Genomic DNA, 19,169 nt, shown 5'->3' with positions numbered 1-19,169 from the left:
TTAAGACCTTTCTATAGGTGACTTATCAACTTTCCTCAACTTCGGGTTCGTTACCATTTTGGGAGATTTTTCCAACATCAACAACACTCTCCTCTTTCCGCAAGGACATCAAACGCACGCCCTGCGTATTTCTCCCAATCGTGCGGATATCGTTGACTGCCATGCGTGTCAACATGCCGTTTGAATTCACAATAATTAGCTCGTCATCGTTCGACACCATTTTCGTTGCAACAACAGGTCCGTTACGGGTGCTTGTTTTAATCGCAATCACACCTTTTCCAGCGCGTCCCTGCAAACGATAATTCGCCAACAACGTACGTTTGCCGTAACCATTTTCCGTCACGACCAACACGGTCTCGCTCTCATCGGCCGCAGCAATCATACCAATAACGAAATCGTCTTGTGCCAAACGGATTCCACGAACGCCCGCTGCCGTCCGTCCCATCCTACGAACTTCCCCTTCATTGAACCGGATGGATAACCCAGATCGTGTGACCAATAGGATATTGTGATTACCTTCGGTCAAATGCACCCCGATAAGTTTGTCACCTTCGTCGAGATTGATCGCAATAATACCGGCAGAATATGGCCTACTAAAAACTTCAAGGCTGCATTTCTTGACAACGCCTTTCTCCGTTGCCATAAAAACAGACCGATCTTCATCAAACTCACGCACAGGTACAAACGCTGTGATCTTCTCATCGTTTTCTATTCGCAGCAGATTGACAATTGCTTGCCCCGATGCAGTACGACTCCGTTCTGGAATCTCGAAGACTTTCAGCCAATAACATTTGCCGCGATCGGTAAAGAAGAGGATATATTGATGGGCTGATGCGATAAAGACATGTTCGGGATAATCCCCTTCCTTGCTCTGCATCCCAATTACACCCACCCCGCCTCGATGCTGACGACGATAGGTGGTAATTGGCACTCGCTTGATGTAACCCTCGTGAGAAATAGCGACAACCATCTCTTCATCAGCGATGAGGTCTTCAATCTCAAACTCGGTCACCGCATCAACGATTTCGGTCCGTCGTTCGTCAGCGTATTTGGCTTTTAGTTCTAATAATTCCTCTTTGATAATGTTAGTAATGAGGATTTCACTATCAAGGATTGTCCGCAACTCTTCAATCTGTTCGAGAAGGTTTGCGTACTCATCATTAATTTTCTGTCGCTCCAGCCCTGTCAATTGGCGGAGCGTCATGGTTAAGATCTCACTTGCTTGCACCTCCGACAGATCATAATTTTCTATTAATAGGTTTCGAGCCTCTTCGGGAGATTCCGCGGTTTGAACAGTGTCGATCACATCTTCAATGTTGTTTAAGGCGATACGATACCCTTCCAGAATATGTGCTCGTCGTTCACAGACGTCAAGATCGTATTGCGTCCGACGGCGAATGACCTCTCGACGATGTTCGAGATAGTAACTCATGATCTCCGTCAGAGACAGCACTTTGGGCAACCCATCAACGAGGCATAGCATAATCGCGCTGTAGTTGGTTTGCATCTGCGTATGCTTGTATAGCTGGTTCAATATCACCTGTGCAATCTCACCCCGTTTGAGCTCAACAATAACCCGTATGTTTTGATCGGACTCATCCCGGATATCGGAGATTCCTGTGATTGTCTTACCGGCGACAAGATCATACATCTTCTGGAGTAAGTGATTTTTCTTAACTTGGTACGGAATCTCTGTGATGAGGATGCGTTCTCTGCCTTCTTTGGTTCGCTCAATAACCGCTTTTCCTCGGACGGTGATTGAGCCTCTACCATTGGCGTATATGTCACGAATACCGGTGCGTCCGACAATCTCGGCTGCTGTCGGGAAGTCGGGACCAGGGATATGCACCATGAGATCTTCAAGGGTTGCTTCTGGATTCTCCAGCAATAGAATTAACCCATCAACGATTTCCCCCAAGTTATGCGGCGGAATTCGTGTCAGGTATCCCACGCCAATACCGGTTGTCCCGTTGACTAGCAAGTTTGGTAACCGTGCCGGAAGTACGGTCGGTTCGGTTGTCGATTCCTTGTAGTTGGGCTGAAAGTCAACGGTATTTTTGTGGATGTCTGCCAACATCTCATCCGCAATCCGCATCAAACGGCACTCTGTGTAGCGCATTGCTCCCGGTGGGTCGTCGTCAATGGACCCAAAATTCCCCTGTCCGTCCACCAAAGGGTAACGCATGGCAAACTCTTGAACCAGTCCAACCAACGTATCGTAGATTGGACCGTCGCCGTGTGGATGGAAGTTCTTCATGACCTCACCAACGACAGCCGCACACTTGTCATAGGAGCGTCCTGCCGTGAGGTTCATCTCTCCCATGGCATAGAGGATGCGTCGCGTGCTGGGCTTCAATCCATCTCTGAGGTCCGGAATCGCCCGGTTGGTGTTCACGCTCATCGCGTAGGTGAGGTAGGATTCCCTTAACTCATCTTCAATATATCGCGTGACAATATTGGTATTTTCATCGTTTCGTGTTAGCACGTTCTGCTTTACTCCTTGGTATAATTTATCGGCAAATGTATGTTCTAAAATACTCCAATTTCTTGAACCGTGATTAGTATATCTTCTTGCTGAAATTGAGACTTTAAAATCTCTTTGTATTCCTCAAAAAATCGGGTTGTTGACTCGGAAGGTTCAAAGTCGATGGTAGTATAAATGACGATGAGATCGCGATAGGCTTCACTTTCTCCACTCCATAAGCCACGCAATGGAAATTCACACAGGACAGTAGTCAATCCACCAAAGCGTTCGTAAAGGACATCATCAACTTGATCAGATCTTTCATCTTCAATTTGTCTTCCATCATTGTAGCGGAGAGGCAAGTAAATGTCGTATTTTTTCACTCGGACTAACAACAGTGTCTATCTCCTCAAATGGAAGTTGTTTTTCCTGTAGTATTTGTAGATGCCGATTTGAAATCAGATAGATGTAATCCTTTGACACTCGCGTGATAGGTCCTTCTTGGAGCAATGACTTCCAAGTTTTGTGCCATGTTTCTCTAGGGATCTTTACTTTAATCATTTCTCTGTTCCCTTTACGGTTCAGGGTGGATTGGGTCAACCCAATAGACTTCCTCCGGTGGCTCTACCGGTTCAATATCCAAGTTGACGACAATTGGCTCTTGATCGCTCCGCACTAAAACACAGGAGAGAGGTTCGTCCGTGCTGGCGTTAATTTCTTGGTGTGGCACGAAAGGCGGCACATAGATGAAATCACCGGGACCCGCCTCTGCGACAAATTCAAGCTGCTCTCCCCACCGCATACGTGCGCGCCCCTTCACCACATAAATCACACTCTCCAACGCGCCATGATGGTGTGCGCCGGTTTTTGCGTTCGGTTGAATATTCACCGTGCCAGCCCAGAGCTTGTTAGCTCCAGCGGTCGCACGATTGATGGCAGCGGCACGGGTCATACCGGGGGTCTGCGGCGTATTGATATCAAGCCGATCGCTGCGGACAATTCTCACGCCACTGTCACGCCAATCCACGACATCATTTGACATCTTACGCCCCGTACAGGTCGAGATTCACCTGATTCCCATATTTTTCGATAAAGACACGCCGTGGATCAACATCATCACCCATGAGCAGGGTAAACATCCGATCCGCCTCGACAGCATCCTCCATCTTGACCTGAAGCAGAATTCGTGATTCACGGTCCATGGTCGTGTCTTTCAACTGATCTGCGTTCATCTCCGCAAGCCCTTTGTAGCGGGTAATATTGATACCGCGCCGCCCGATGTCCTCAATGACACCCAGCATTTCCCAGACGGTATTCGATTTTCGAGGCTCCCGGTCACCATCTCGGATGGTAAAGATCGAATTACCGTTACTATTCTCGACTCCATTTGAGCGATCGAAATCGTGAGGCACTATATCAAATCTGTTTAACCCATCAATGAGCTGATCCAACTCTCGGATTTCGGACATATCTGAGACATCTTCAATCACCGCCTCGCTCGTCTCCTCAAGATCTTCGATCTCCAACTGAGAATTTGTATTCTGCTCAATCAACTGATCAATCTCCTCATCCTCAAAACGGTAGAACTTTCCCCTATCGGTTTGAACTTGGAATAAGGGGACGGTCTCTTCACCCCGAAAACGTTGACCAAAAATGCGATCTGTATCAATCCCTTTTCGTCCTAACTCGTTTAATGAACCCTCAATTTTTCGGATGGTCTCAAGAATTGTGCGAAACTGTTTTTCTGTGTACGGTTTAGCACGCCGGCTGTTGGTTAGTTTCGCGCTTTCCATCGAAGCTTCCAAGAGATAATCATTCATCTGTTCGTCGCTTTGGAGATATTGGGCGCGACGCCCCTTCCGGATTTGATACAGCGGCGGTTGAGCGATGTACAGATGTCCTTCCTGAATCAATTGGGGCATCTGACGGAAGAAGAAAGTCAAGAGCAAGGTGCGGATATGTGCGCCATCAACATCGGCATCAGCCATGATAATCACCTTGCTATAGCGCAATTTCTCCAGCGTAAAATCTTCCTGACCAATCCCCGTTCCCAACATAGTGACAATGTCAATGATCTGATCGTTCTTGAGAATCTTATCTAAGCGCGCCTTGGCAACGTTAATGCCTTTTCCCTTCAACGGCAATATTGCTTGAAAGCGCCGGTCACGTCCTTGCTTTGCTGTTCCACCGGCTGAATCGCCTTCAACGAGAAATGCTTCACACAGTGCGGGGTCACGTTCGGAACAATCGGCAAGTTTGCCGGGCATTGATGCGGAATCCAGTATCCCCTTCCGGCGGATAACTTCCCGCGCCCTTCGAGCAGCATCCCGTGCTTGCGCGGCTTGAATACTCTTTTGGATAACCCTTTTGGCAATGTTCGGGTTTTCTTCGAGGTAGCTCTTTAACTTCTCATTGACGAGAGTCTGCACAATCCCCTCAACCTCGGTATTCCCTAATTTTTGTTTTGTCTGTCCTTCAAACTGTGGGTCAGGGACTTTGACGCTAATAACGCCGGTCATTCCTTCACGAATATCCTCACCCGACAAATTGATCTTTACATTCTTTAGCAGATCATAAGACTTAGCATAAGCGTTGAAAGTCCGTGTGAACGCGCTTTTGAAACCGCTCTCATGAAATCCACCTTCGGGGGTGCGGACATTATTGGCGTAGGAAAAGAGATTTTCGGAATAACCGGTGTTGAATTGCAGCGCAATCTCGATCGAAACATCATCTCTGAGTCCCTCTATGTAAATGGGATCTCTGTGGAGGACCTCTTTGTTCTGGTTATGATATTGGACAAACGACGAAATGCCACCCGCGTACTGAAAAACACGAGTTTCCCTCTCCTTACCGTCTTCGGTAAGCCGCTCATCTTTGAAGACAATCTTGATACCACGATTGAGAAACGCAAATTCGCGGAGGCGCTCTGCCAAGACATCATGTGAGAAGTGAATGGTTTCAAAGATTTCTGAATCTGGCATGAAGGTTGTCGTTGTACCTGTTTTTTTACTCGTGCCGACAACTTCAACCTTTGTCAAGGGTATGCCACGCGCATACTTTTGATGATGTACCTTCCCATTTTGTCTAACCTGGACATGAACCCATTCCGATAGGGCATTGACAATAGAAGCACCTACGCCGTGCAGACCGCCAGCGGTTTTATATCCAGAACTTGCACGTCCGTCAAATTTCCCACCGGCATGCAGAGTGGTCATCACAACCTGTAACGCAGAAGCGCCACTTGCATGTCGCCCCACCGGAATACCACGCCCCTCATCACGCACAGTTGCGCTGCCGTCGGCGTGCAGGGTAACTTCCACCTTCGATCCGAAGCCGGCAGCGATTTCGTCAATTGAATTATCGACTAACTCTTTGATCAGGTGGTGTAGCCCCGTGGGACCAGTGCTACCGATGTACATACTAGGACGTTTGCGAACCGCTTCTAATCCTTTAAGTACTTGGATATTTTTCGCAGTATAAGAAGAAGCGTTCCTCATATATCTACTCCTTTCATCAACTTCTATTGCTAACTACTATTATACTAACCTCTATTACTTATCTTTAACGCAAGTTGCTAGTTGTCGGCATATTCAAACCAACAACCCCTAATCCCCGTACAATCGACGGTTTTGTGTCGAGATGTGAATCTCGACCTACAGGTTCTAATGGATTTTTAATAACTAGCAACTTAGGTTATCTTTAACTAAAGCGCGTTGGCTCTGTTTGATAAAGAGTCGCTTTAAGTGCGCTTTCAGATCTGGATCCTCGACCGATGCGACGATCTGATCAATGCGTTTTAATGTCTCCCTATCTAATTCAACAGTCTCTAATTTAAGACGTTTTGGACGGTGAAAACGTTGACTTTTTGAATATTTTGTCGAATGAATCGGCTTAACAGAAAATTCCAAGGTTTTCACCGCAGGAAAATTGACAGCTTTGTTGATCTTGGGAATTATTTTCCCTCTCGATACCTGGAGTTCGTTGACCCAGACAGGGGCGAGAGCATAAACTGTTAATTTCCCATTAACGAGTGAAATCGGCTGAGTGTTGCGAGCGATCAGCGCACCCACCGCTCCTTTCCAAGCGGCAAAGACTTGTGTTTCAAGAACTTTGTGATCCAATCCATAATCACGAATCAGCCCATCAAGCAGCAGATCGATCCGTTCTGTTTTCTCAGTTGACTTGTCCATCATGCACCGTAAATACGCGGCAATCACCTAACTCTGGCACCCATGCCTCCTGCCGCGTTGAAGTGATGAATGTTTGTGCATTCAATCGTCCGAGCAAGTGAAATAAAAAGGACGAACGCTCCTCATCCAATTCTGAGAAAACGTCATCCAATAGAACGATAGGAGTTTTACCTGTGGTTTCACGTATTAATTCCAATTCCCCAAGTTTGAGGGCTAAGGCAATTGTTCGTTGTTGCCCCTGCGATCCAAAAGCCTTTGCTTCCTGAAAATACATCGCTCCGGCAGACTGCGATTCCAGTATTAATTTGAAATCGTCCCGGTGGGGCCCCACCGAAGTCATACCCCGCAGAATATCGTAAGATCGGGAAGATTGTAGCCCCTTGCGAAATAGTTCTGTCGCCTCCTGCTCGATCGCGTCATTAATCTTTTCAGGAGAAGGTTGGTATTTCAATTCGAGTATCTCACGATCTCCGGTCAATTCGGCGTGCTTGGCTCCAACGTAAGCCTTTAATTGGTCAAAAAGTCTCGCACGTGTTTGGACGATAGAGATTCCTTCGGCAATGAGTGTATCATCCCACGGATCGAGGAAGTCTGGCCTGGCCTGTTTCGACCGAACTTGTTTCAGCAACTCGTTGCGCTGCTTCAGCGCAAATTGGTAGTTTTGGAGAGAATTCAAGTACGCCGAATTGATCTGGGAAATCAAAAGATCGATAAAACGCCGACGGTCTGCGGGAGACCCTTTGACTAAAGTGAGTGACTCAGGGGAGAAAAAGACAACATTGAACTGACCAATCCACTGAGAAAGTTTTTTCTGAATAATCCCATTGAACTTGAAACGCTTCTTGCCACTCAACTCATTTGAGACTTCAACCGTCATCAAGTCTAGTGGCTGCAGATTGTGGGGTTCTGGATCCGGCCGCGCATCATCTGCAGCGGCAATCTCCCCTTTGAGGTAAAACCAACTCTCGTTGTGCCGTATCAATTCATTATCAGGGTAGGTGCGGTGTGATTTCGCCGTACTGAGAAAATAAATTGCTTCTAGTAGTGTTGTTTTCCCCTGCGCGTTTTCCCCAACAATCAAGTTCACTCGATCGGTGAATTCAACTTCACAATCAGTATAACTACGAAAATTACGCAACACAAGTTGGTTTAGTCTCATTGTCGTGAGGTGCTTTTAGCGGGCGCGGAGAGCCTGTTCAGTTGCATCTGTGTCATACTTAGATTACGGTCAATAGTCAATGTTTCGGGCAAAGCCGTGGACCAGAGTAATACCATCCCTGCGTTAAAACCGTTAAAGCGTGGACCCTATGACATCTTCTGTTATGAGTCCTCTCACGATTGGGCAGACAATCGCAACTGTTATGAGTCAAGCCGCATCGGCATGATTAAGCAGAGATGCCCATCATCGTCAACAGGCTTTAAGACAGCCGCACTGAGGGAATCTTTGAGTTCCAAACGGAAATCTTCGGCTTGGATATGTCCCACAGCTTCCACGAGGAAACGCGCATCAAAAGCAATCTGGATTTCTCCGTCGCCGCTTGTGACATCTACTGTTTCATACGCCTCGCCAAGTTCGGGTGTCTTCGCAGAGATGCGCACTTTGCCGTCCTGAACGTCCAAACGGATTGAGTAGGTTTTCGGGTTGGATAATAGCGATACTCGCCTCAGCCCTCCTAGCATTTTGTCGACATTAAGTGTCAGGTGGACCTCGTTATCGCTAGGGATAATCTGTTGATACTTGGGGTATTCTCCCTCAACCAATCGAGAGGCCAAAGTGGAATCATCATCAGCGAAAATGATCTGGTTTTCTAGCAAGCAGACTTTAACCTCCGCTGATTCTGCAAAGGTCTTGGTAATCTCCCGGACCGCTTTGAGTGGAATGATAACCCCTATCGGTTCTTGAGGTGGTGGCATCAGTGTATCACTCGATGCGACAGCAAGTCGTCGGCCATCAGTTGCGACAATCTGAGTTATTTCGGGTGTCAAATCAAAATAGAGTCCATTCAAGAAGTATCGCGTTTCCTCAGTGGAAGCAGAAAACTCGGTTTTATCAATCATCGAACAGAGCAAGTCACCATCAATAGTGAAAAACGCTCCCGTAATTGAGGGAAGATCCGGGAACTCATCATCAGGAAGTCCGATAATTTTATAAACGCCTTCTCCACAGGTAATTTCGATTCGATCGTTTGCCGTTGTTGCAAGCCTTATCTCTTGGTCTGGCAACTCACGTACAATTTCAGAAAGCTTTCTCGCCGATACGGTAATGGCACCCTCCTCAACGATAGTACCGGGAACCACGGTTTGAATGCTAACTTCAAGATCGGTTGCTGCAATCTCGATTTGTCCGTCCGTTGCACGAATCAGGATATTCGACAATATGGGAAGTGTGTTCCTTCCAGCAGCTACACCTTGTAATACTTGAATACATCTAAACAGATCTTCTTTTGCAAAAACTAATTGCATCTTCTTTCTCCTAAAAAATTATGTTTCTAAGTTAAATCTTCATAAATACTTTTTGACGATTTATCATTATATATTCCTTATCTACTCTCTATTCTATTAATTTATATATTAATAATAGTAGTAGTAGGGGATGTGGATATGTGTATAACTCCCCTAAACCCGCGCCACGACTGGCTGGAAGCCTGTGGATAACTTGTGGATAACTTTTTGACTTATCCACAATCTATCCACAGCCCCAAAGTTATCCACATCTATCCACAAACCATCCACAGGTTATCCACAGGGTTATCCACAGGTTATCCACATTAACGATTTAACAAATATATTTCTATTATTTAATATCTTCGATTAAAAAGTTAATTGTTTGGTACAGCTCCGCATCTGTTCGGATGCTCTCTTCAATTCGGTTATTAGCGTGCAAAATGGTCGTGTGATCTTGCCTCCCGAAAGCATCAGCAATTTCCATAAGGGACAGATTGGTTAGTTGACGGCAAATATACATAGCAATCTGTCGAGGCACAACCACCGCTTTTGTGCGTGTAGAGGATTTGAGGTCACTGATTTTGAGGCGAAAATAGCCTGCCACCGCTTTTTGAATATCTTCTGCTGTGATAGCTTTAGAGTTAATCCGGGGCGGTGGTGCGGTGAAGTCGTTTAACACATTGCGCGCAAAATCGACTGTCAACTCCTCATTGAAAAGGCTTGCTTCTGCGGCGACCCTAATGAGCGATCCCTCTAGGTCCCGAATGTTTGTTTGAATCGCTTCGGCAATGTAGCTTAAAACAGAGTCGGGAACATTTTCCAAGTTTTGGTCTTCACATTTCTGGCGAAGGATAGCAATCCTTGTTTCAAATTGTGGTGGACTGATGTCTGCAACCATTCCCCACTCAAAACGGGAGCGTAATCGTTCTTCAACGGTTTCAAGATTTTTCGGCGGGCGGTCGCTTGTCATCACAATATGATTTGAATTTTGGTGAAGTTCATTAAAAGTATGGAAAAATTCTTCTTGGGTGCCCTCCTTACGTTGTAAGAATTGAATATCATCAATAAGAAGCACATCGACTGTCCGATATTTGCTTCGGAAGTCGAAGGCGGTTGTGCGAGTGATGATAGAATCAATGTATTCATTCATAAAGGTTTCAGAAGAGATATAGAGCACTTTCTGCTTGGAATGAACCTCTTGGATTCGGTTACCGATTGCGTGCAGCAGGTGAGTCTTACCCAATCCAACACCACCATAGATGAAAAGTGGGTTGTAAATCTTGCCTGGGTTTTCCGATACAGCCAGTGAAGCCGCATGACTCAAACGATTTCCAGTTCCTACAACGAACCGATCAAAACTATATTCGGGATTAAGGGTTGTATCAGTTGAGGGGGCATCATCATCAGGAGCATCAGGAGCAGCTGATGCCGAAGATTCAGGTTGTCTTTTTCCGTCGGGCTGTGCAGCGATGATTTTGAGCCGACAATTTGCGCCAATCTGTTTCTCTAAGAGACCGTTGATATCAGGAAGAAAACGGCTTGCAATTTGCTCCTGTGTATACACACTCGGAACTGAAACTGTCAGTTCACTTTCTGTCAGAGCCATTGGTTTGGCTTGACGGAGATAAACATCTTCACGAATGGTGTCGCCCAACTCGGACAGAATTTTCAACCAGATTTGATCCGGGGTATACCGCATTATATTAATTCCTATAATAATTGGAGGGGGCTTTCAGGGAAATTCAAGCGATATAGCAATCAACTATTGATATAAAAAGGTTGGGTTCCCTAACCGGTGTGTCCGCTAAACAACTGGAAACCAAAATGAGGAAAAAATCATAACTACAAAATTAACAGCGCACTACTTAAGGACAAAAACTATCTGCTCTAATCGCAAGTTATCCACAGGTTATCCACAATTTGTCCACAATTTGTTTGACTATAGTGAGACGGGGATTAGATTTAGTTTCTATCCGTCAGAAGGTCTGCTGTAGTATATCATAAAACATGGTGTAAAATCAAGCCAAAATCCGATCTATCCGCGGGAAAAAGGCTTGACAAATCCTAACCTGATAGACTATCATTCCTTCGCTTTGAGTTGATTGTTTAAAAACTAAAATTAGTTAGGAGCAGGTACTGATGAAACGTACATATCAACCTCACCGTCGCAAACGAAAAAATAAGTTTGGCTTTCGTAAACGGATGTCTACGCGGGATGGCCGGAAGATTCTCTCTCAGCGTCGTGCAAGAGGTCGAAAGATCCTCACCGCTTAACAGGATATACACCAATGGTGTTGCCCCTCGGAAAACTCAAGATTGATCTGTTGGAGCAGCTTCTACCTCAACCGGATCGGGATACTCGTGTCATTGTTGGACCGAAAATCGGCGAGGACGCTGCTGTAATAGACTTCGGCGAATCGTATCTGGTTGCTAAGACGGATCCGATTACCTTTGCAACCGATGAGATTGGCTGGTATCTTATCTGCGTCAACAGCAACGATATTGCAACAATGGGGGCAGTTCCCAAATGGCTGTTGACGACGATTCTTCTACCGGAAAACCGGACGACTGAAGCGTCGGTTCGCCGTATCATGGAACAGATTAACGCCGCATGTAATCATTTTGGCATTACGTTGTGTGGCGGCCACACTGAGATTACTTACGGTCTAGATAGACCAATTGTTATTGGGCAAATGCTCGGTGAAGTTGCCAAGGACAAGCTAATCGTTTCATCAGGGGCGCAGGCGGGGGATGATCTAATATTGACGAAAGGGCTTGGCATTGAAGCTACGTCAATCATCGCCCGTGAGTGTGAAGCGGATCTATTGGCGAAGTTTTCTCCCACTTTTCTTGATCGAGCAAAGGGGTATTTGACCTCACCGGGAATCTCAGTGCTGGAAGAGGCACTGATTGCTGTCGAAACGGGCGGTGTCCATGCAATGCACGATCCAACGGAAGGCGGCGTCACAACAGCCATCCACGAGCTTGCACATGCTGCGAACTTGGGGGTGGTCGTCTGGCACAATGCGCTGCTCATATCGGATGAAACAGCGCAACTTTGTTGTGAGTTGGATCTGAATCCGCTAGGAGTTATCTCCTCTGGTGCGTTGCTGATTGCGGCGGACCCAACGAAAAGCAACGAGATCGTATCGGCGATTATTGAACGCAATATTCCCTGTCAAATTATTGGCCAGTTACTACCGCCGGAGAGCGGTTGTTGGATCGAGACGGATAGCCAACGCTGTCCACTCCCTATTTTTGAGACGGACGAGATTACGAAGGTCTTTAGCGAATGAGAGGGAGGCGACGAAATGAAAACGTTGTTTATTGCTTTTTTAGTTGGGATCTGTTGTTTTCTGTCTGCCTGTGATGTTCGGACAAGGAATGATCAAGAGCCGATTACTATCGACTTTTATGAGAAAGGCTATTATATCGACGGGGAAGGCTATGTTGATAATATAGAGAAAGATGAAACAGCAGTTGCCTCCAAACAGGATCCTGCATCTGCAGAAACATATTGGAATCTTGGGACAGGTAAACTCTACTTGGAGCAGGGTGAACTTGATAAAGCGATTGTAAAATTCAAAAAGGCAGTCCAAGCTAACCCGGGCTTCGTTGAAGCACATTACCTGCTCACTGATGTCTATTCCCTCAAAGGTGAAGGGATTCTATCACGCAAATCGCTTGAGACAGCGATGGCTTTGGAAGGGAGCTACATTATTGATACTACGATAGGGACAATAGATAGGACTCATACTATTATAGGATCGACTCCACCTGCCGTTATAAGGTCTGAAGAGATAATAGAACTCCCTCCTGAATTTTTTGAAGATCCGGGTAAAATAGGTGTACCTCGCAAGTGGGAGTCTCGACCTAAGTAGCCATCCGTGGGAACGGTGAGAAATGCCAAGAGAATTTAACGTCCCCCTTTTTTACCGAAGCCCCATCATTTCTGTGGTGAAGCAAGCCCGCCGGGGGATCGACCCTCGTAAGCGTGACCTCGCCCCTTCTATCTTGGACTTTGGTCCGGTGCGTTTCAAGATTGCGCGCCACTTTGGGTTCTGCTACGGTGTGGAGAACGCAATCGAAATTGCCTACCGGGCACTGGACGAAAATCCGGATAAGCGGATCTTTCTGCTGTCTGAGATAATCCACAATCCTCACGTCAACACAGACCTCCGTGAGCGGGGGGTGCAATTCCTCTGCGAAACGTCGGGTAAGCAATTAATCCCTTTCGATGAATTGACGCCTGCAGATGTGGTTATTGTGCCTGCCTTTGGTACAACACTGGAAATACAATCTGAACTGAATAAACGCGGCATTAATCCCTACGCCTACAACACAACCTGTCCTTTTGTAGAAAAGGTGTGGAAAAAAAGTGAGGAGATTGGCAAGCAGAATTACACTATCGTGGTGCACGGCAGGCGATACCACGAGGAGACGCGAGCGACATTTTCCCATGCGAAATCGGGAGCGCCCGTAGTGGTTGTACTGGATTTGGCTGAAGCAAAGAACCTTGCTAAAGTGATATGCGGAGAAGCTGACCGAGCGTTTTTCTTTGAATATTTCGCGGATAGTTACTCCCCCGGCTTTGAGCCGGGTCGTGACCTGAAGCGTATTGGTGTTGTCAACCAGACGACGATGCTAGCAACCGAAACACAGGCAATCGCTAATCTACTTCGGCAGGCGATGATGGATCGATACGGTGAGGAACACATTGACGAACATTTTGCCGATACCAAGGACACCCTCTGCTACGCGACTAAAGAAAATCAGGATGCCACACTCGCTCTCATTGACGACCGCGGCGACTTAGCCTTGGTGGTGGGTGGGTACAATTCCTCCAATACCAGCCACCTTGTCGAGTTGTGTGAAGGTAAAATGCCGACGTACTTCGTCCGTGATGCCGGGGAGATCGAATCACCTCGGTCGATCCGGCACTGGGACATTCACGCAAAAACTATGTGCGAAACGACCGACTGGCTGCCGATGAACCCTCGTGATGACAAACCCGTTGATATTATCCTGACCGCGGGTGCTTCTTGTCCCGATGCCTTGCTCGATGAGGTGCTGTGCAAAGTTGTCTCGTGGTTTCCCCAAACCCTTCCTGTCGATGATGTTCTTGCGCCCTACCGGGACGATGAAGGCTTCGATCCGTAACGAATTAGGAAAGTTTCCGCTCTGGCTAGTTAGCGCGGATGATTTTCCACCCTTCCTCTGTGTCTGCTAAGACCAACGAAAGTTCACCAAAAATCCGTTCGGCTTTTCCATTGTCTCTCGGTGTATACTGGAGTAGGTAGATTCCGTTGACAACAACAGTTTCATCAATCACGTTCCGGTGGATGTGAATCTCTGTCAGTGTCATGTTGATCTGATGATGTTTTTGAAAAAAATCAGCGGCTCTGGTTTGGATATCCTTATATGTTCGCCCATTGGAATTATAGTTTGCTGAGAAGCAAGACATGACCTTCTCAAGATTGGCATTGTCGTATCCCTCTTCATATTGCTTTAACACCATCTTTATCAATTCCTCGTCACGCGATGACACCTCTGCCTGTGGGGCAAGTGCCTGAGCCAACTTCTGTGCTGTCTGACCCGTTGCTATTGGATATCCCCACACTTCTAGTTCCATGACCCGCCCAAGTCCTTTTACTTCATAGACAGGTTTTTCCCGCGACATATACTGATAAACCCGTTCCGTATCATTAGTTGACACAGGTACAAGGCGGATGTGTTGGGCAAACAGCTTGCCACGAATGTCGTGCACCCGTTTCCCTTTGGTGTTATCCCTTGCTGTGTACTGCCTATCTTTCGTATCGCCTGTTGGAATCAATCCCCAGCCTGTTCCGTGCCAATATTCAATCCGGTAGTCCTTGAGCCCGTACTTTGCAGCGGGATACTGTTCGGAATCGATTGTGTACATAACAATTTGCCGGATGTCAACGGGTTCGGGCAGATTGATTCGCACATACGGTCGTCTGTTTAGATCTGAGGTGCGTAGATGTTCCAGAGTACACCCCCAACCGCTGCCTTCATCCCATGTTTCCGAAGAGATGTCTCCATCAATCACCTCTTCGGGCAGGTGATTGGGGAGGTGTTGTGAGGCTTCAGCGGCTGCCCCCTTGCTGAGGAGAGCAAAATTGTTGAGTTCTGGGGGCGGTTCAAAGAGCGGGCTTTGTAGCGTTTGGGTTTGGCAACCGATTACAGTAATAAGCAAAAGCCCAGTGCCAAAACGGAAACAGATTTTGGATAACATTGTGGCTACTCCTTTCAACTAAAGATGGTATGCGGATCCATACCATTGCATCCACACAAATTATAGTCAACGCACCCGATGTTGTCCATAAGAATCTGCTCTTGATACATATTTCTACGTTCAGCGAAAAACGGTTGATAAAGCAAGCGAATTATGGTATAATTTAACCAATCTCTGCTCCATCATTGACTGATTATGAATTTTGGTATTGTTATTATGAGGGAGATGCAGGAGATTTTTTCGCTGCGAGTAAATATCGGTCAAAATTTAGATTGGAGCCATTCGTCCAAAGGGAGGTACGAGAGCAGTGGGTCAATACGAAACTATTTTTATTATTAACCCAGATATAGATGAAAGCCAAGCAGATGGCGTTATTGAAGGCGTCAAGACGGCTATCGAATCTGGTGGAGGTAAGGTCCTAAAGGTAGATCCATGGGGGAAGAAAAGGCTCGCTTATGCAGTGAAGCAGCACAATGATGGCTATTATGTGCTTATCGTGTTTGAAAGTAGCCCTGAGTTTGTAACTCAACTGAATGGTCACTATCGAATTACGGAACTGATTATCAAGCATATCGTTGTGCAATTTGAAGGGGATCTAACCGCACCTACGCCGGGCCATCCGTCGGCAGCACAGGAAGAAGAAAGCGACTCGACAGATGCTCGTTCTTTTAAAGATGTTGAGAGCGAAGACGAAGATGCAAACGAGGATAAATACATTTAATGCTTATTGATACGGCTGATAAAGATAGCATCAGCCAAAGCATAAGGAGACAATAATCATGGCAAGCTACAACAAGGTCATACTTATGGGAAACCTTACCCGTGATCCGGAGTTGCAGTATCTTCCGAGCGGAACGGCTGTGGCAAGAGTTGGTATCGCTGTTAATCGTGTTTACAACGATCGTCAGTCTGGCGAGAAGAAGGAAGAAGTTTGTTTTGTAGATCTTGATGCTTTTGGAAGAACTGCTGAAGTTATCAACGAATACTTTCAGAAAGGTCGTCCCATATTAGTTGAGGGGCGCCTGAGATTCCAATCATGGGAAACCGATGATGGTCAAAGACGAAGTAAACATAGCGTTATGGTTGATCGGTTTGAATTTGTAGGCGGTCGTCAAGATGATGACGGTGTTGGTGCTTACGACCAAGCGTCACCCGGATCGATGCCTTCATCACCCGAATTTTCCGGGGAAGAGGGACCGTCGACGACTGACGACGACATTCCTTTCTGAGATTAACCGCTGTATAAAATTAACGAACATGAGGAATGAAAAGCGGGCGCGGTCAATGCCCGCTTTTCTTCTGTATTACAAATTGGAGGACTAAAATTGTGGCAAGGGAACAACGGGGTGACAGACGGGGTAACACAAGAGATAACCGTGACAACTTAAGAGATAACCGTGAGACGCCCTATCGAAGAGGACGTCGCAAACGGTGTCGATTTTGCATGGATAAAGTCGATTTCATTGATTATAAGAGTATTGAAATACTCAGAAATTTTATGACGGATCGTGGTAAAATTCTGCCACGACGGGTTTCGGGAAACTGTGCAAAGCATCAAAGGGAAGTAACACGATCCATCAAACGTGCGCGTAACATTGCCTTAGTGCCTTTTACAACACAACAGTAGATTAGTCAGAACTTACGCACTTCAGAGTTTAGACCTGTTAGTGCCCTGACAAATTCCTGACATTTGGCGAGGTTATGTTGCCATTTCAGTGAAAAAACGGTTCATAAACAGTGCGTATATGTCAGGTCAGCAAGCTGTCTACACGCCCCTTCTGCTGCGTGGTACAAATCTACAAACGCTCTGAAGCTAGGGTCCATCGGGGTTCAGAGAGACACCCGCCAATGATGACCCCCCGATGTAAGGTTGAAATTTTTTTTGACCTGTCAGTGCCCTGACAAATCTCGGAATCGTACCGGTGTGTGATGAACCAATAAACCAATTGTAAATATGCTTAGTCAAAAAAATTGAGAGGCATTTTATGGAAGTTATTCTCAAAAAAAGAGTTGAAACGCTTGGAGATGAGGGGGACATTTTAACAGTTGCCAACGGTTATGCCCGTAACTATCTCATCCCCATGCAACTAGCAGTTCGAGCAACAGAAAAAAACCGACGGATGCTTGAGCATGAACGACATTTACTAGCAACCCAAGGTGAAAAAGCGAAAGTAAAAGCTGAAGAACTCGCAAGCCGTATCGCAGAAGTCACTTGTACAATCCAAAGACGCGCTGGGGAAAACGATCGACTTTTTGGATCGATTACCTCAATGGATATCGCGGAAGCACTGGCGAGCCAGGATATTGAAGTAGATCGGCGGAATATTGAACTAGACGAACCGATTAGAGAGCTAGGTGTTTTCACAGTTCCTATCCGCTTTCACGCTGACGTTGCCGCAGATATTCAGATTGTTGTTGTTCGTGAAGAGTCATCTTGACGAACAGACTTCGCTAGTCATAAACTCCGGGTTGAACGATGAATACCAAAACTACGGAACTCCTTCACGACAGGGAAGCAGAGCAAGCTGTGCTTGGATCCATGATGGTAGATAGCGCAGTGATTCCCCGCGTGATCGCTATTCTCGGTCATACTTCGGAGGATTTTTTTACTGCAGATCATCAGCTCATTTGTGCGGCGATTCTTGCGGTCTATGAGCGTCATAACAAGGTGGATCCGCTCCTTGTGTCGGATGAGCTCGAAAGAAAAAATGAACTCAATCGAGCGGGTGGCGATCTTTACCTCTATGATCTGCAAGCCCGTATTGTCGAAACGGAAAGCACCGAGTTCTATGCACAGATTGTTCGAGAGAAATCGACACGCCGGCAGTTAGTGCAAACGGGAGAGCAGATCAGCAATCTAGCGCGTGACCAGGATCAGGAACTCCGGGATGTGCTGGATCAAGCCCAAGAAGGAGTCTTTCGTCTCGGTCAAGCGGAGGATGACCAAGGATTTGTATCGGTTGGCTCGATTGTCAAGGAAACCTTGGCAGGGATCGAGCAACTCTTCCATAAACAGGACCAATACGTCGGTATACCGACGGGCTTTACTGATTTTGATCTAATGACTTCGGGGCTGCAGCGTGGTGATTTGATTATTATTGCGGCGCGGCCCAGCATGGGCAAAAGTACGTTAGTATTGAATATGGCTCAGAATATTGCTATTGAGCAGGAATTGCCAGTTGCGATATTCAGCCTTGAAATGCCCACGCAGCAGGTGCTATTGCGGATGTTGGCTGCTGAAGCCCAGATTAACTTTGGTCACCTTCGCACTGGCAATTTGACGGGCGAGGACTGGACAGGCTTGACGCAGGCGGTCAGTAGCCTAATGTCCGTGCCAATTTTTATTAATGATACAAGGGGGGTGACCGTACAGACGCTGCGTGCAGAGGGGCGCCGTTTGAAAGGCGAACACAACGATCTCGCGGTAATTATCGTTGATTATTTGCAGCTGCTGAGTGGGTCGGGTCGATATTCCGGACGGGTAGAAGAGATTTCTGATATTTCACGTGCGCTCAAGACCCTTGCTTGGGAACTGGATACACCGATTATTGCATGTTCCCAGTTGAGCCGTGAGGTTGAGAAACGTCCGGATAAACGTCCGCTATTATCCGATTTACGGGAATCTGGAGCTATTGAGCAGGACGCTGATCTAGTTGCATTCTTGTATCGGGAAGACTATTACGATGAAGCTGCAGATGACCAAGGAACTGCCGATCTGATTATCAAAAAGCAACGTAATGGGCCCACAGGTACAGTCAGATTAGAATTCAATAAAACACAGATGCGGTTTGCCAACATGTCCTATTAGTTAGGG

General features: G+C 46.6%; 18 protein-coding genes. 9 read left to right on the top strand and 9 right to left on the bottom strand.

Going from position 1 to position 19,169, the window contains the following annotated elements; genetic code table 11:
- Positions 1-25 precede the first annotated feature (25 nt).
- The 8 genes from gyrA to dnaA all read right to left on the bottom strand — a co-directional run bounded on the left by gyrA (position 26) and on the right by dnaA (position 10,798).
- The gene (gene gyrA / locus J4G02_05645) at positions 26-2,485 is read right to left on the bottom strand and encodes a DNA gyrase subunit A (GenBank protein MCE2394062.1); all 2,460 of its coding nucleotides are present in this window, start codon (positions 2,483-2,485) and stop codon (positions 26-28) included.
- A 44-nt stretch (positions 2,486-2,529) separates the two neighbouring features.
- Positions 2,530-2,859, bottom strand: a complete 330-nt coding sequence (locus tag J4G02_05640) for a hypothetical protein (GenBank protein ID MCE2394061.1) — start codon at positions 2,857-2,859, stop codon at positions 2,530-2,532.
- Positions 2,860-3,038: 179 nt separating this feature from the next.
- Complete coding sequence (locus tag J4G02_05635; protein MCE2394060.1) at positions 3,039-3,506, bottom strand: cupin domain-containing protein; 468 nt, start codon at positions 3,504-3,506, stop codon at positions 3,039-3,041.
- 1 nt (position 3,507) lies between these two features.
- Positions 3,508-5,961 carry a DNA topoisomerase (ATP-hydrolyzing) subunit B gene (gene gyrB, locus J4G02_05630; protein MCE2394059.1) on the bottom strand — a complete coding sequence of 818 codons (2,454 nt, stop codon included), beginning with the start codon at positions 5,959-5,961 and terminating at the stop codon, positions 3,508-3,510.
- 183 nt (positions 5,962-6,144) lie between these two features.
- A complete protein-coding gene (locus tag J4G02_05625; protein ID MCE2394058.1) occupies positions 6,145-6,654 on the bottom strand; it encodes a DUF721 domain-containing protein in 510 nt (169 codons plus the stop codon).
- Entirely contained in the window at positions 6,638-7,813 is a 1,176-nt protein-coding gene (gene recF, locus J4G02_05620) for a DNA replication/repair protein RecF (protein MCE2394057.1), read from the bottom strand. The genes J4G02_05625 and recF overlap by 17 nt, the downstream gene beginning before the upstream one ends.
- Positions 7,814-8,013: 200 nt before the next feature.
- On the bottom strand, positions 8,014-9,117 hold the full coding sequence (gene dnaN, locus J4G02_05615; protein MCE2394056.1) for a DNA polymerase III subunit beta: 1,104 nt from the start codon (positions 9,115-9,117) through the stop codon (positions 8,014-8,016).
- Positions 9,118-9,448: 331 nt separating this feature from the next.
- Positions 9,449-10,798 (bottom strand): chromosomal replication initiator protein DnaA, encoded by a 1,350-nt coding sequence (gene dnaA / locus J4G02_05610; GenBank protein MCE2394055.1) that lies wholly within the window; start codon positions 10,796-10,798, stop codon positions 9,449-9,451.
- A 440-nt stretch (positions 10,799-11,238) separates the two neighbouring features.
- On the opposite strand from dnaA, the gene rpmH reads away from it, so the two are divergent.
- From rpmH to J4G02_05590, 4 genes are read left to right on the top strand one after another with little or no spacing between them, the layout of a single operon-like run.
- The gene (gene rpmH, locus J4G02_05605; protein MCE2394054.1) at positions 11,239-11,373 is read left to right on the top strand and encodes a 50S ribosomal protein L34; all 135 of its coding nucleotides are present in this window, start codon (positions 11,239-11,241) and stop codon (positions 11,371-11,373) included.
- Between the two features lie 17 nt (positions 11,374-11,390).
- A complete protein-coding gene (locus J4G02_05600) occupies positions 11,391-12,395 on the top strand; it encodes an AIR synthase family protein (protein ID MCE2394053.1) in 1,005 nt (334 codons plus the stop codon).
- Between the two features lie 15 nt (positions 12,396-12,410).
- Positions 12,411-12,980, top strand: coding sequence for a tetratricopeptide repeat protein (locus tag J4G02_05595; GenBank protein MCE2394052.1), 570 nt, complete (start codon positions 12,411-12,413; stop codon positions 12,978-12,980).
- Between the two features lie 22 nt (positions 12,981-13,002).
- Positions 13,003-14,259 carry a 4-hydroxy-3-methylbut-2-enyl diphosphate reductase gene (locus J4G02_05590; GenBank protein MCE2394051.1) on the top strand — a complete coding sequence of 419 codons (1,257 nt, stop codon included), beginning with the start codon at positions 13,003-13,005 and terminating at the stop codon, positions 14,257-14,259.
- A gap of 25 nt (positions 14,260-14,284) precedes the next feature.
- Here J4G02_05590 and J4G02_05585 read toward each other — a convergent pair whose 3' ends face one another.
- Complete coding sequence (locus tag J4G02_05585) at positions 14,285-15,355, bottom strand: hypothetical protein (protein ID MCE2394050.1); 1,071 nt, start codon at positions 15,353-15,355, stop codon at positions 14,285-14,287.
- A gap of 307 nt (positions 15,356-15,662) precedes the next feature.
- Between J4G02_05585 and rpsF the strand changes: the two genes are divergently transcribed.
- The 5 genes from rpsF (at position 15,663) to dnaB (ending at position 19,163) form a co-directional block, all read left to right on the top strand.
- On the top strand, positions 15,663-16,076 hold the full coding sequence (gene rpsF / locus J4G02_05580) for a 30S ribosomal protein S6 (GenBank protein MCE2394049.1): 414 nt from the start codon (positions 15,663-15,665) through the stop codon (positions 16,074-16,076).
- A 58-nt stretch (positions 16,077-16,134) separates the two neighbouring features.
- The gene (ssb, locus tag J4G02_05575; protein ID MCE2394048.1) at positions 16,135-16,584 is read left to right on the top strand and encodes a single-stranded DNA-binding protein; all 450 of its coding nucleotides are present in this window, start codon (positions 16,135-16,137) and stop codon (positions 16,582-16,584) included.
- 35 nt (positions 16,585-16,619) lie between these two features.
- Positions 16,620-16,982, top strand: a complete 363-nt coding sequence (rpsR, locus tag J4G02_05570; GenBank protein MCE2394047.1) for a 30S ribosomal protein S18 — start codon at positions 16,620-16,622, stop codon at positions 16,980-16,982.
- 358 nt (positions 16,983-17,340) lie between these two features.
- Positions 17,341-17,793 carry a 50S ribosomal protein L9 gene (gene rplI / locus J4G02_05565; protein ID MCE2394046.1) on the top strand — a complete coding sequence of 151 codons (453 nt, stop codon included), beginning with the start codon at positions 17,341-17,343 and terminating at the stop codon, positions 17,791-17,793.
- A gap of 38 nt (positions 17,794-17,831) precedes the next feature.
- Positions 17,832-19,163 (top strand): replicative DNA helicase, encoded by a 1,332-nt coding sequence (gene dnaB / locus J4G02_05560; protein ID MCE2394045.1) that lies wholly within the window; start codon positions 17,832-17,834, stop codon positions 19,161-19,163.
- Positions 19,164-19,169: the final 6 nt, after the last annotated feature.

Source organism: Candidatus Poribacteria bacterium (genome assembly GCA_021295755.1).
Taxonomy (GTDB): Bacteria; Poribacteria; WGA-4E; order WGA-4E; family PCPOR2b; genus PCPOR2b.
The sequence above is the reverse complement of the archived record's forward strand: the minus strand, read 5'-3'. Positions and strand labels throughout refer to the sequence as shown.

Coding starts and splice junctions, on each gene's coding strand:
- rpsR (MCE2394047.1), top strand. CDS start 16,620: ATGAAAAGCGGGCGCGGTCAATGCCCGCTTTTCTTCTGTATTACAAAT.
- dnaA (MCE2394055.1), bottom strand. CDS start 10,798: ATGCGGTATACCCCGGATCAAATCTGGTTGAAAATTCTGTCCGAGTTG.
- J4G02_05595 (MCE2394052.1), top strand. CDS start 12,411: ATGAAAACGTTGTTTATTGCTTTTTTAGTTGGGATCTGTTGTTTTCTG.
- J4G02_05585 (MCE2394050.1), bottom strand. CDS start 15,355: ATGTTATCCAAAATCTGTTTCCGTTTTGGCACTGGGCTTTTGCTTATT.
- ssb (MCE2394048.1), top strand. CDS start 16,135: ATGGCAAGCTACAACAAGGTCATACTTATGGGAAACCTTACCCGTGAT.
- dnaB (MCE2394045.1), top strand. CDS start 17,832: ATGAATACCAAAACTACGGAACTCCTTCACGACAGGGAAGCAGAGCAA.
- J4G02_05625 (MCE2394058.1), bottom strand. CDS start 6,654: ATGGACAAGTCAACTGAGAAAACAGAACGGATCGATCTGCTGCTTGAT.
- J4G02_05590 (MCE2394051.1), top strand. CDS start 13,003: ATGCCAAGAGAATTTAACGTCCCCCTTTTTTACCGAAGCCCCATCATT.
- rpmH (MCE2394054.1), top strand. CDS start 11,239: ATGAAACGTACATATCAACCTCACCGTCGCAAACGAAAAAATAAGTTT.
- rplI (MCE2394046.1), top strand. CDS start 17,341: ATGGAAGTTATTCTCAAAAAAAGAGTTGAAACGCTTGGAGATGAGGGG.
- dnaN (MCE2394056.1), bottom strand. CDS start 9,117: ATGCAATTAGTTTTTGCAAAAGAAGATCTGTTTAGATGTATTCAAGTA.
- recF (MCE2394057.1), bottom strand. CDS start 7,813: ATGAGACTAAACCAACTTGTGTTGCGTAATTTTCGTAGTTATACTGAT.
- gyrB (MCE2394059.1), bottom strand. CDS start 5,961: ATGAGGAACGCTTCTTCTTATACTGCGAAAAATATCCAAGTACTTAAA.
- J4G02_05635 (MCE2394060.1), bottom strand. CDS start 3,506: ATGTCAAATGATGTCGTGGATTGGCGTGACAGTGGCGTGAGAATTGTC.